Below are 12,733 nucleotides of genomic sequence, written 5' to 3'. Positions count from 1 at the left end.
ACGGCTCTCTGATAAATCGACATTGCTGGATTTGCAGCGAAGGTAACGCTATGAAAGCGGACGGGAATTGATAGCGATCAATACGGACTGGCTTGTTATCGCGGCGGAAATGGGCATTTACCACCAAGGTGGTAGGAACCTAGATTTTTTAACTTAATGTTTTTTAATGGTTTTTATCGAAAAATTGGTCACCAGGCGCGGAATTGTTCACCAGGGAGGTATTAAGGGGTAGAGCAGTGACGCTGGTAAGCCGTCCCTTCCCGGCTCAGTGGCCAATACGCATACAATAACCTATTAGTATGTTGTAACTAAATAGACCGGTAAAAAAAGGCGCCTCCTCCGGGAGTACGCCTATACGAAGCAACATCGACGATAGCGAATTACTGACGCTTACGGCCGTATACCGCCCAGGTGATGATCACGCAGGCGATATAGAAGATCAGGAAGACTTTCATCGCGCCGGCCGGCGAGCCGGTCAGATCCAGCGAGATACCGAACGCCTTCGGAATAAAGAAGCCACCGATGGCACCAATGGCGGAGATAAAGCCCAGCGCCGCCGCGGTATCGGTCGCCGCCTCGCGCATCGCCTGGGCTTCGCTGCCGCCCTGGGCCTTCACCCGGTCCATGGTCAGCTTACGGAAGATCACGGAGATCATCTGGAAGGTGGAGGCGCTCCCCAGCCCGGCGGTCAGGAACAGCACCATAAATACCGCGAAGAAGGCGATGAAGTTACCGCCCTGGCCGTTGGTCGGCAGGGTCAGGAACAGCAGCGCACAGAAGACAGCCATCACCACAAAGTTGACCAGCGTTACGCGGGTACCGCCGAGACGGTCGGAGATCGCCCCGCCCATCGAACGTGCCAGCGCGCCAATAAACGGACCGAAGAAGGCGTAGTGCAGGATCTGCACGTCCGGGAACTGGGTCTTTGACAGCATCGCGAAACCGGCGGAGAAACCGATAAAGGAGCCGAAGGTCGCCAGATAGAGCAGCGCCATGATCCACAGGTGCAGGCGTTTGAGCACCGGCAGCTGTTCGCTCAGCGAGGCTTTAGAAGCCGACAGGTCGTTCATAAAGAACCACGCCGCCAGGGTGAAAATAATCAGGAAAGGTACCCAGATCCACGCGGCGTTTTCCAGATACAGCATTGAGCCGTCCGGCTGCTCGCTGCCGGTCCCGCCAAAAATGGCAAACACCGAGACCGACACCACCAGCGGCGCGACCAGCTGCATCACGCTGACGCCCATATTACCAAGGCCGCCGTTGACGCCCAGCGCCCCGCCCTGCTTCGCTTTCGGGAAGAAGAAGCTGATATTGGCCATACTGGAGGCGAAGTTGGCCCCGGCGAAGCCGCACAGCAGAGAGATGATCACGAAGACGCTAAACGGCGTGGAGGTATCCTGGACCGCAAAGCCCAGCCACACGCACGGCACAATCATGATCCCGGTACTGAACGCCGTCCAGCGGCGGCCGCCGAACAGCGGTACCATGAAAGCGTAAGGCACGCGCAACAAAGCGCCTGACAGCGCCGGCAGCGCGGTCAGCATAAACAGCTGATCGGTCGTAAACTGAAAGCCCACTTTGTTGAGGTTAACGGCAACGGCGCTGAACAACATCCACACGCAGAACGCCAGTAACAGACAGGGAACGGAGATCCATAAATTGCGGCTCGCCACATGGTGGCCGCGCTGTTGCCAGAATTCAGGATCTTCAGGCCGCCAGTCGGTAATGACCGAGCGGTTAGCCTTCTCCGGGAGGGAAGATTGACTCATAGATACCTCTGATTATTCATTTTTCCTGCCGCTACCTTAGGGGTTGCCCCGGGCGGTAAGTTGATATAAATCAAAGGAAAAGCGCGCGCTAATTTGTGCGAAAATAAACCATGCTCCGAAGTGAGTAGAGAATGGTGGGAAAAAAAGTGTGGTTTTTCACACGGCTGCCGGGATGCGTCTAACCCCTCTCCCAACGGCGCCTACCACCGACAATTAAGGAGTAACTCTTTGTGGGTATGGGTATACTCCAGGGGATAGCCGAGAATAAGCGCCACTCCCGGGGACACGACCGGTCAGGAGCCACGCATTCCATGTTAAAACGTCTTTTTACCCCGCTGACGCTGGTCAATCAACTGGCGTTGATCGTCCTGCTTGCCACCCTTACTGGCGTCGCCGGTATGGCGATCTCCGCGCGCCTGGTCAACGGCGTGCAGGGCAGCGCGCACGCCATTAACAAAGCCGGGTCATTACGCATGCAGAGCTACCGGCTGCTGGCGGCGATCCCGCTGAATGAACACGACCAAAAGCTGGTCGATGATATGACCGCCACCGTCTTCAGTCCGGAGCTGCAAAACTCCGCCCGCCGCGACGGGCAGGAGCGCCAGCTGCAGGCCCTGCAGCAGTACTGGCAGCTGGCGCTGGCTCCCGGCATGCAGCGCGCGGTCAACCAGGCGGAGGTCGCCCAGGATGTCGCCGACTTTGTCGATCGTATCGACCAGCTGGTCACCGCATTCGACCATACCACCGAGCAGCGTATCGAACGGGTGGTCTGGATCCATCGCCTCCTCGCCATCGGCATGGCGCTGCTGCTGATCTTCACCATCATCTGGCTACGCGCCCGCCTGCTGCGGCCATGGAAACAGCTGCTGAGCATGGCGCGAGCGGTGAGCCAGCGTGATTTCACCCAGCGGGCGCACATCAGCGGACGCAACGAAATGGCGACTCTTGGCATGGCGCTAAATAACATGTCGGAAGAGCTGGCGGAAAGCTACGCCGTGCTGGAGCGCCGGGTGCAGGAGAAGACCGCCGGGCTGGAACAGAAGAACGAGATCCTCGCCTTCTTATGGCAGGCCAACCGCCGGCTGCACGCCAACGCCCCGCTCTGTGAACGCATTTCGCCGGTGCTGAACGGTCTGCAGGGTCTGACGCTGCTGCGCGATATCGAGGTGCGGGTCTACGATCTGGAAGATGAAGACAACCATCAGGAGTTTACCTGCCACTCGGATAATGAATGTGATGACATGGGCTGCTACCTCTGCCCACGCAACCTGCCGCCGCTACCGGATGGCGGCACAACGCTGAAGTGGCGGCTGTCGGATGCGCATAATCAGTACGGCATCCTGCTGGCGACGCTGCCGGTTGGCCGTCATCTCAGCCACGATCAGCAGCAGCTGGTGGATACGTTGGTTGAACAACTGACCAGCACCCTGGCGCTGGACCGCCATCAGGAGAAACAGCAGCAGCTGATCGTTATGGAAGAGCGGGCCACTATCGCTCGCGAGCTGCATGACTCCATCGCCCAGTCGCTATCCTGTATGAAGATGCAGGTCAGCTGCCTGCAGATGCAGGGCGACGCCTTGCCGGCGGAGAGCCGCCAGCTGCTGGGGCAGATACGTAACGAGCTGAATACCTCCTGGGCCCAGCTGCGTGAGCTGTTGACCACCTTCCGCCTGCAGCTGACCGAGCCAGGCCTGCGCCCGGCACTGGAGGCCAGCTGTCAGGAGTACAGCGCCCACTTCGGCTTTACGGTGCAGCTTGATTATCAGCTCCCACCGCGCTTTGTGCCGTCGCATCAGGCCATTCACCTGCTGCAGATCGCCCGCGAAGCGTTAAGCAATGCCCTGAAGCATGCCTGCGCGACCCAAGTCACCGTGACGGTGTCACAACGCGATAATCAGGTCCGTCTGGTGGTGGCGGATAACGGCCGCGGCGTGCCGGACCACGCCGAGCGGAGTAACCATTACGGTTTAATCATTATGCGGGATCGCGCGCAAAGTCTGCGCGGCGACTGTCAGGTTCGGCGCCGGGAAACCGGCGGGACCGAAGTGATCGTCACGTTTATCCCGGAAAAAACGTTTTCCATCCAATAAGGAGACCCCCATGAGTCAACAGGAACGGGCAACCATCCTTCTCATTGACGACCATCCGATGCTGCGCACCGGCGTGAAACAACTGATCAGCATGGCGCCGGACATCCAGGTGATTGGCGAAGCCAGCAATGGCGCGCAAGGTATCGAGCTGGCGGAGTCGCTGGATCCGGACCTGATCCTGCTGGACCTCAATATGCCGGGCATGAACGGTCTGGAGACGCTGGACAAACTGCGTGAGAAATCGCTGTCTGGCCGGGTGGTGGTCTTCAGCGTCTCTAACCATGAAGAGGACGTTGTTACCGCCCTCAAGCGCGGCGCTGATGGCTATCTGCTGAAAGACATGGAGCCGGAAGATCTGCTGAAAGCGCTGCAGCAGGCCGCCGCCGGCGAGATGGTATTAAGCGAAGCGTTAACCCCGGTGCTGGCCGCCAGCCTGCGCGCCAACCGCGCCACCTCCGATCGCGACATCAGCCAGCTGACCCCGCGCGAGCGCGACATCCTCAAGCTGATCGCCCAGGGGCTGCCGAACAAAATGATCGCCCGCCGGCTGGATATCACCGAAAGCACCGTCAAAGTGCACGTCAAGCACATGCTGAAGAAAATGAAGCTCAAATCCCGGGTGGAAGCCGCGGTATGGGTCCACCAGGAGCGAATTTTTTAAGGCGAGTCCGTCCACGAGACGCCAGGCGCGGTGAACTTGACCAGCGGCTCAGTCAGCGCCAGGACGATCTCATTGGAGGAGACGCGCTGCCCCTGTTTATCCTCTACCACCACCGACAGGCGCCAGCGGTTCGCGGCGCCCGGTTCACTGTTCCACACCGGCATAATCACGCTCCAGCCATCGGGGCTGCTGGCATCCACCGGCGGCGTCAGGCTGAGTGCCTGGGTGTCGCCCTGCCAGTGCAGCGACTTGATGCCGTGCAGACTATGGATCTGCAGCTTCAGCTGCACCGTCTCCCCGGACTGTAGATCCCAGGGCGGCGTGGCCAGATAGACCGTCAGATTTTTGCGCTGCCGATACTCCACCACCGGCAGATTATCCCGCTCCGGGCTGTCGAAGCGGCTGCCGCGCAGCGAGTTGCTGAACGCCACCTCGTCCGCCGCCAGCTGCTGCTTGAGCGGCACGCCAAAGCGGTAGTTGAGCTTCAGGCCAACGTTGTTCTGGCTGACGCCATTTTCCCCTTGCTTATGCTTGGCGGTCACGGTGACCAGCGGGACCGGGGTATAATTGAGCCCGACGGAGACGGCCACCGGGTTATGGTAGCCTGTGCCGGTGTGAAACAGATCGACGCTGTCGCCGAAGTACTGTTCGACGCTGACGCTGGTATTGATGTGCTCATAAAACGGCAGCCGCGCCTGGGCGGTAACGTCATACCCCGCGGCCATCCGCTGCTCCTGAGTTTGATTCTCCCGCAGCTGCCAGTCGCCCAGCGGATGATAGTAGTTTGCCGACAGGCGGAGATATTCCCCCCACGCCTCGGCGCCGACGCTGCCGCGGGCCAGGCTTTCGCTCAGCACCTTGTCATAAAACGAGTTATAGCCCAGCAGCCAGCCGCCGACCCGCCAGCGCTGGCCAAGCCCAATATTGCCCACCAGATCGTTCTCGCGCCGGGTTACCGAATACTGGTTCCACGTCAGGTAGCGATCGTTATCCTGCAATGGCACGAACCAGCTCCCTTTACTGCCGGTGAACTTCCCCTCTTTATCGACCAGCAGGTCGACATTGGCGTTGCCCCACGGCGAGAGCCAACTCTCCAGCTGATGGCTCACTTCATTGCCGAGTTTGTTGATGGCGAACATCTGCGCCTGCTCGCCCGCCGTCAGTCCGTTATCGCTCATGCTGGCCTCGCCGAACTTCTTCGCCACTTCGGCAAAGTGTCTGGCGTCGTCATCGACCTGCGGGGCGATCCCCAAATCGGGCAAGGGATCTTCTCCCTGGGGCGTAAGAGCGGTGTCGCTGGCGGTCAGCGCCCAGACGGGAGCGCCCGGCAGCAGCAGGAGAAAGATCAGGGATGGCAGCAAACGGTACGACACAGGCATCAACAGGTTTTGCGCGGGCTCGCAGAAAAAATTGGAAGATAGTTTTAGTTTATCGTTTTTTCCCTTCTCCCGCAGCCCTGCGGACAATTCCAGGAATATGCTGAAACCGGTTGGGCAAAGAGTCGCCCAACCACAGAAGGTGCCGCCGCGCCGTTACGCCCCGGCGCGGGCCGGTTGCGCCGTCAGCAGCGCGTTGAGCTCCGGCACGCAGGAGCCGCAGTTGGTCCCGCACTTAAGCCTGGCGCCCAAAGCCCCAACGCTGGCGCAGCCGCTGGCGATGGCCTCGCCGATCGCCCGCTCCCCCACCCCAAAACAGCTGCAGACGATCCGCCCCGGCGGCGCGGCGGCGGCGTCCGGTCGGCCGCTGAGCAACGCATGGCGCCGGGCGGCATCGGACGGCGGCGCGGCGAAGGCGGCGCTTATCCCTGCGCTATCCACCGCCGGCTCGCGCGCATCGCTCCACCAGCCCAGCATCAGCCTCCCCTGATGCCACGCCAGCAGGTTCCACACCGCGCCGCCGTCTGCTATCTGCAGCTGCCAGCCGCGCTGCGCGCACCAGACGCTGAGCCACTGTCGGGCTGACGCCTCCCCGGCCAGCGAGTAGTGCAATACGCCCGCCGCCGCCCGCCGCCGCCAGTGCCAGGCCGCAGGAAACGGCAGCGGTTCGCGACAAAACAGTTCGCTATGCCAGGCAGGCTGCCAGGGGGCGATGGCCACCGCCGCCTGTTTACTCTCCGGCTGGGCGGAATGGGGGTCCGTGACGGCGGCCAGCAGATTATTCACCCGCCCCTGGCGGGCGAACTGATTGTTCCAGTGCATTGGGACAAACAGCGAGCCGGGGCGCTGGCCTTCGCTGATCGCCACTTTCGCCACCATCACCCCATGGCGCGACCAGATCCGCGCCAGCCCGCCGGCGACAAGCTGGTAGCGAACGGCGTCCTGCGGCGCCACCTCCACCACCGGCTCCGCGATATGCTGCATCAGCCGCGGCACGGCGCCGGTGCGGGTCATGGTGTGCCACTGATCGCGGATCCGCCCGCTGTTGAGGATCAGCGGATAAAAGACATCGGTTGCCGCCCGGGTCGGCTGAGGCGTCACTGGCACCATCCGCAGCCTGCCATCGCTATGCCAGCCGCGCGTAACATCCCAGGCGGCGCGGCGGCGGCTGACCGGCCAGCGTACCGGCGCCATGGCGTCCCATGCCTCGCGGCTGAGATCCGCCAGCGCGCCGATATCAAACGCCCGCTGGCCGTCGTTTTCGAAACCGGACAGCGCCGCATGCTCGCGGAAGACGTCATGCGGATGCTGCCAGGCAAACGCCTCGCGATACCCCAGCGCCTGCCCTACTCTGGCGATGATCCACCAGTCCGCTTTCGCCTCCCCCGGCGGCGGCAGGAAGCTACGCTGACGGGAGATGCGCCGCTCCGAGTTGGTGACCGTGCCATTTTTCTCGCCCCAGGCCAGCGCCGGAAAGCGAATGTGGGCGAATTGTCCGGTATCCGTCTCAGCGGCGACATCCGAGACGATCACCAGCGGACAGCCGGCCAGCGCCTGGCTCACCGCGTGGCTGTCGGGGAGCGACACCACCGGGTTGGTGCCCATGATCCACACCGCTTTCACCTCGCCGCGGCCGATGGCGGCAAACAGCTCCACGGCGGTCAGCCCCGGGGTCTGCGCCAGCCGCTCGGTTCCCCAAAAGCGGGCCAGCCGCTGCAGATCGTCTGGCACAAAATCCATGTGCGCCGCCAGCATCGTCGCCAACCCGCCGACTTCGCGCCCGCCCATGGCGTTGGGTTGACCGGTCAGCGAAAAGGGGCCGCAGCCGCGGCGGCCATACTTTCCGCTGGCCAGATGGACGTTGATGATGGCATTACATTTGTCGCTGCCGCTGGCTGACTGGTTAATTCCCATGGTGTAGAGGGTGATGGCCCGCGGGGCGGCGATAAAATCGCGATAGAAACCCGCCACCTCATCGGCGGGCAGGCCGCAAAAAGCCGCCACTTTCGCCACGTCCCAGCCGCGAGCGGCGGCCAGCGCCTGCGGGCCGTCGCGAAAACCGTCGACGCAGGCCCCGGCCTGCGCCAGGGCGTTAAGCAACCCCACGAACAGCCCGCCGTCGCTTCCCGGCGCCAGCGCCAGATGGCGATCGGCGATCTCGCAGGTGGCGGTGCGCCGGGGGTCGATCGCCACGATCTGCAGCCGGGGATTATCCCGCTTCGCCTGCGCCAGACGCTGGTACAGCACCGGGTGCGCCCAGGCGGCGTTCGAGCCGACCAGCACCACCAGATCGCTGTTTTCCACATCCTCATAGCTACAGGGCACCACGTCGGCGCCAAAGGCCCGCTTGTAGCCGGTCACCGCCGACGACATGCACAGCCGCGAATTGGTGTCGATGTTCGCCGCGCCGATAAATCCCTTCATCAGCTTGTTGGCGGCATAGTAATCCTCCGTCAACAGCTGGCCGGAGGCGTAGAAGGCCACCGCCTGCGGACCGTGCTGGTCGATAACCTGTTGCAGGCGGGAAGCGGTCTCCGCCAGCGCCTGAGACCAGGCCACCGGCTGGCCGTCCACCTCCGGCGCCAGCAGCCGCCCCGCCAGACCCATGGTCTCCCCTAGTGCCGCCCCTTTGACGCACAGGCGGCCGAGGTTGGCCGGGTGCTGATCGTCGCCGCGCACGCTCACCTGACCCGCGTCATCCACGCTCGCCAGCACGCCGCAGCCTACGCCGCAGTAGGGACAGGTCGTTCGGATGGTCTTCATCAGGAGGCCTCCGCTCGCGCCAGCAGCTGCTGGCTGCCCACCCACACTTTGCCGTTTTCCACTTTCACCGGCCAGGCGCGCACTGCCTGTTCACCGCCGTCGCACGGCCAGCCGTCGCGCAGGCGAATCCGCTGTTTGTACAGCGGGGAGATCACCACCGGTTCCCCGCCGACGTCCCCTAACAGCCCCCGCGACAACACGTTGGCCGCGCTGCCCGGCTCGCGGTTGTCCAGGGCATACACCCGATCGCCGAAGCGGAACAGGGCGATCTGCCGCTCCCCTAACCGGGCGCCGATCCCCGCCTGCGCCGGGATAGCGTCAAGGTCGCAAATCGCCTGCCACGGCCGGGATGGGAGTTCGCCTTCAGGCAACGCTTCAGCAGGCAACGGCTGCGGCTGACCGCGCAGATCGTGGCGCTGCACCGCCTCGTCGGGCTGGTCGCTGTTCACGAAGGAACGGAACAGCGCCAGGCGCTGGGGATCGTTGAGCGTGGTCTGCCACTCGCACTGGTAGCTGTCGACGATGCGGGCCATCTCCTGTTCCAGCTCCTCGCCAATGCCGAGACTGTCCTCCAGCACCACCTGCCGCAGGTAGGCCACGCCACCCTCCAGGTTGTCCATCCAGGTGCTGGTCCGCTGCAGGCGATCGGCGGTGCGGATATAGAACATCAGCAGACGATCGATGCTGCGGATCAGCGTCGCTTCGTCGAGGTCGCTGGCAAACAGGTCGGCGTGACGCGGCTTCATTCCGCCGTTGCCGCAGACGTAGAGATTCCAGCCTTTGTCGGTGGCAATCACCCCGATGTCTTTGCCCTGGGCTTCGGCGCATTCGCGGGTGCAGCCGGAGACCGCCATCTTGATTTTGTGCGGGGCGCGCAGCCCTTTATAGCGATGCTCGAGCCGCACCGCGAGCCCGGTGGAGTCCTGTACGCCGTAGCGACACCAGGTTGCGCCGACGCAGGACTTCACCGTGCGCAGCGACTTGCCATAGGCGTGGCCGGTTTCAAACCCGGCGTCGGCCAGCTCGCGCCAGATCGCCGGCAGCTGTTCCAGCCGCGCGCCAAACAGGTCGATGCGCTGGCCGCCGGTCACTTTGCTGTAGAGCTGGTAACGTTTGGCGATCTGCCCGATGGCGATCAGCCCGTCCGGGGTCACTTCCCCTGCCGCCATCCGCGGCACCACCGAATAGGTGCCGTCCTTCTGAATGTTGGCGAAATAGCGGTCATTGGTATCCTGCAGCGGCAGGTGCGCCGGCTTCAACAGGTATTCGTTCCAGCAGGAGGCCAGCACCGAGGCCACCAGCGGTTTACAAACCTCGCAGCCGTGCCCCTGGCCGTAGCGGCTAATCAGCTGCTCGAAGGTATGGATATGGTTGACCCGCACCAGATGGTAGATCTCCTGACGCGACCACGGGAAATGCTCGCAGACGTCTTTTTTCACTTCGACGCCCTGCGCCGCCAGCTGGTGCTCCATCACCTGTTTCACCAGCGCGCTGCAGCCGCCGCAGCCGGTGGCCGCTCTGGTGCAGCTTTTTATCGCCGCCATATCCCCCGCGCCATTGTTCACCGCCTGGCAGATATCGCCTTTGCTGACGCTATGGCAGGAGCAGATCGGCGCGCTGTCGGGCAGCGCCGCCACCCCCAGCGCCTTCGGCGCGGACCCCTCCAGCGCCGGCAGGATCAGGCTCTCCGGACGCGGCGGCAGCGCCATGCCGTTCAGCATCATCTGCAGCAGCGTGGCGTAGTCGTTGGCGTCCCCCACCAACACGCCGCCAAGCAGGGCTTTGCCGTCCTGACTGACGACGATTTTTTTGTAAACCTGCTGCGGACCGTCGGTCCATTGATAGCTCTGGCAGCCCGGCGTGCGCCCCTGCGCATCGCCAAACGAGGCTACGTCAACCCCCAGCAGCTTCAGTTTGGTGCTCATGTCGGCGCCGCTAAAGCAGGCGTCCTCTCCTGCGAGGGTGGCCGCGGCGATCCGCGCCATCTGATAACCCGGCGCCACCAGGCCGTAAATTTTATTATCCCACAGGGCGCATTCGCCTATCGCCAGCACGTCCGGGTCAGTGGTGCGGCACTGGCCGTCGATGCCAATCCCCCCGCGCTCGCCAACCTGCAGCGCGCAGCCGCGGGCCAGCGCGTCCTGCGGGCGGATCCCTGCCGAGAAGACCACCATGTCGGCCGCCAGCGTGCCGCCGTCGGCAAAGTTCAGCCGCAGGCCATCGGCCTCGCGCACGATGGCGGTGGTGGCTTTGCTGGTATGCACCCCCACACCGAGGGCGACGATCTTCTCCCGCAGCATCGCCGCCCCGCCGTTATCCAACTGGACGGCCATCAGGTTCGGGGCAAACTCCACCACGTGCGTCTCCAGCCCCAGCTGTTTCAGGGCGTTGGCGGCCTCCAGCCCGAGCAGGCCGCCCCCGATCACCACCCCGGTCTTCGCCGCGGCGGCATGGGCGGCGATACGGTCGAGATCGTCAAGGGTGCGATAGACAAAGCACCCGTCGAGATCGTTGCCAGGGATCGGCGGAACAAAGGGATAGGAGCCGGTCGCCAGAACCAGTTTATCCCAGTGGGTTTCATGCCCCTCGGCGTCCCGCACCAGCCGCGCGTCGCGGTCGATCGTCGCCACCGCCTTGCCGAGGCGGAGTTCGATGCCGTGCTGGTGAAAGAAATCATCGGCCACCAGCGACAGCGATTCGGCGCTGCGTCCGGCGAAATATTCGGAGAGATGCACCCGATCGTAGGCGGCGTAACGCTCTTCGCCAAACACCACGATACGATATTGCTGATGCAGGTTGCGGCTCACGCATTGTTCGAGAAAATGGTGGCCGACCATGCCATGTCCCACCAGCACTAATACAGGTTTCGTCATCGTCATTATTCCTGCAGCCTGCGGCTGCGTTGAAGAAGGGTCAAAAAGCCAGTCCGCGGTGGCGGGCTCGTCGCTTTCCAGGCGCGCGGTGAGCGCGGCGGCGGTGGTACAGTCGCCCATCAGCAGCACGCCGCGCAGGCGGCCGTCGCGCAGCAGCAGGCGACGATAGTGCCGGTCGATGGGATCCCAGCTGGTATAGATGTCATCCTGTTCGCCGGCCTGCTGTTCGCCGACGCTAAAGAGTTCAATGCCGGTGACCTTCAGGCGGGTCCCGGCGTCCTGCCAGACAAAGCCCTCGCCGGGGGCGCCGCACAGGCGATCCGCCAGCACCTCGGCCTGGCGCAGGCAGGGAGCCACCAGCCCCCAGGTCTGGCCGTCAATTTCGCAACACTCGCCAATGGCGCTGATCCCCGGCAGCGAGGCGGCCATCTGGCGGTCAACCACGATCCCCTGCTGACACAGCACGCCGGACTGCGCCGCCAGACGGCTGTTGGGCTGCACGCCGGTCGCCAGCACCACTCGGGCGGCGCGGAATACGCGCCCGTCCGCCAGCCGCACGCCGTCGGCGTCGATGGCGGCGATGAGGCACTCCAGCACGCAGCGAATGCCGCGCGCTTCAAGCTGCTGCCTGAGCTCATCGGCGGCAAAGGCGTCGATCAGCGGCGCCATTAAGCCGCTGCCGCGATGCAGGAGTGTGACCTCCCCGCCGCGGCGACGCAGCGCCGCCGCCGCTTCCACGCCCAGAACCCCACCGCCAATCACCACCGCCGGGCCGGGTATCGCCAGAATACGTTCCACGTCCGCCAGGGTGCGGAAGGGCATAACCTGCGGACGATCAATGCCCGGCAGCGGCGGGATAAAGGGCCGCGAGCCGGTGGCGAAAACCAGCTCGTCCCACGGCAGCCAGGCGTCAGCGATGCGCAGCCGCCGTTGCGCAACATCCACTTCATCCACCGCCTCGCCAGACCGCAGACACACCCCGTGCCGGGTGTACCACTCCGCCGGCAGCAACGGGATCTGCGATGCCATTTTTTCGCCAGCCAGCAGCGGCGAGAGCTGGATGCGGTTATAGGCCGGGTGCGGCTCGTCGCCGACGACGGTAATGGCAAAACGCGCAGGGTCGCGCTCAACCAGCCGCTGCACCAGCCGGGTGGCCGCCATGCCGTTACCGATCACCACCAGTCGCCGCGTCATGACCGCC

Annotated in this window: 6 protein-coding genes; 2 read left to right on the top strand and 4 right to left on the bottom strand. The window is 63.7% G+C overall.

The window, feature by feature from the left end; all coding sequences use genetic code 11:
• Window positions 1-380 precede the first annotated feature (380 nt).
• Window positions 381-1,769, bottom strand: coding sequence for a NarK family nitrate/nitrite MFS transporter (locus ACOI7D_RS09250; RefSeq protein ID WP_023290135.1), 1,389 nt, complete (start codon window positions 1,767-1,769; stop codon window positions 381-383).
• A 311-nt stretch (window positions 1,770-2,080) separates the two neighbouring features.
• On the opposite strand from ACOI7D_RS09250, the gene narX reads away from it, so the two are divergent.
• Together narX and narL are read left to right on the top strand one after the other, a co-directional pair.
• Window positions 2,081-3,859 carry a nitrate/nitrite two-component system sensor histidine kinase NarX gene (gene narX, locus ACOI7D_RS09245; RefSeq protein ID WP_109547197.1) on the top strand — a complete coding sequence of 593 codons (1,779 nt, stop codon included), beginning with the start codon at window positions 2,081-2,083 and terminating at the stop codon, window positions 3,857-3,859.
• A 10-nt stretch (window positions 3,860-3,869) separates the two neighbouring features.
• Window positions 3,870-4,520 carry a two-component system response regulator NarL gene (narL, locus tag ACOI7D_RS09240; protein ID WP_002910198.1) on the top strand — a complete coding sequence of 217 codons (651 nt, stop codon included), beginning with the start codon at window positions 3,870-3,872 and terminating at the stop codon, window positions 4,518-4,520.
• On the opposite strand, the gene ACOI7D_RS09235 is transcribed toward narL, so the two are convergent.
• From ACOI7D_RS09235 to nirB, 3 genes are all read right to left on the bottom strand, one after another.
• Window positions 4,517-5,899 carry a YchO/YchP family invasin gene (locus ACOI7D_RS09235; protein WP_044524070.1) on the bottom strand — a complete coding sequence of 461 codons (1,383 nt, stop codon included), beginning with the start codon at window positions 5,897-5,899 and terminating at the stop codon, window positions 4,517-4,519. The two genes, narL and ACOI7D_RS09235, sit on opposite strands and share 4 nt — an antisense overlap.
• A 153-nt stretch (window positions 5,900-6,052) precedes the next feature.
• Window positions 6,053-8,659 carry a nitrate reductase gene (locus ACOI7D_RS09230; protein WP_109547196.1) on the bottom strand — a complete coding sequence of 869 codons (2,607 nt, stop codon included), beginning with the start codon at window positions 8,657-8,659 and terminating at the stop codon, window positions 6,053-6,055.
• Complete coding sequence (gene nirB / locus ACOI7D_RS09225; protein ID WP_109547195.1) at window positions 8,659-12,726, bottom strand: nitrite reductase large subunit NirB; 4,068 nt, start codon at window positions 12,724-12,726, stop codon at window positions 8,659-8,661. The genes ACOI7D_RS09230 and nirB overlap by 1 nt, the downstream gene beginning before the upstream one ends.
• Window positions 12,727-12,733: the final 7 nt, after the last annotated feature.

The organism is Klebsiella sp. C360, from assembly GCF_048822415.1.
GTDB classification, from domain to species: Bacteria; Pseudomonadota; Gammaproteobacteria; order Enterobacterales; family Enterobacteriaceae; genus Klebsiella; species Klebsiella quasipneumoniae.
This window is presented reverse-complemented; position numbering and strand designations above follow the sequence as displayed.

What these genes read in the sequence shown, in the direction of transcription:
- nirB (WP_109547195.1), bottom strand. Translation starts at nt 12,726, where the DNA reads ATGACGCGGCGACTGGTGGTGATCGGTAACGGCATGGCGGCCACCCGG.
- ACOI7D_RS09250 (WP_023290135.1), bottom strand. Translation starts at nt 1,769, where the DNA reads ATGAGTCAATCTTCCCTCCCGGAGAAGGCTAACCGCTCGGTCATTACC.
- ACOI7D_RS09235 (WP_044524070.1), bottom strand. Translation starts at nt 5,899, where the DNA reads ATGCCTGTGTCGTACCGTTTGCTGCCATCCCTGATCTTTCTCCTGCTG.
- narL (WP_002910198.1), top strand. Translation starts at nt 3,870, where the DNA reads ATGAGTCAACAGGAACGGGCAACCATCCTTCTCATTGACGACCATCCG.
- ACOI7D_RS09230 (WP_109547196.1), bottom strand. Translation starts at nt 8,659, where the DNA reads ATGAAGACCATCCGAACGACCTGTCCCTACTGCGGCGTAGGCTGCGGC.
- narX (WP_109547197.1), top strand. Translation starts at nt 2,081, where the DNA reads ATGTTAAAACGTCTTTTTACCCCGCTGACGCTGGTCAATCAACTGGCG.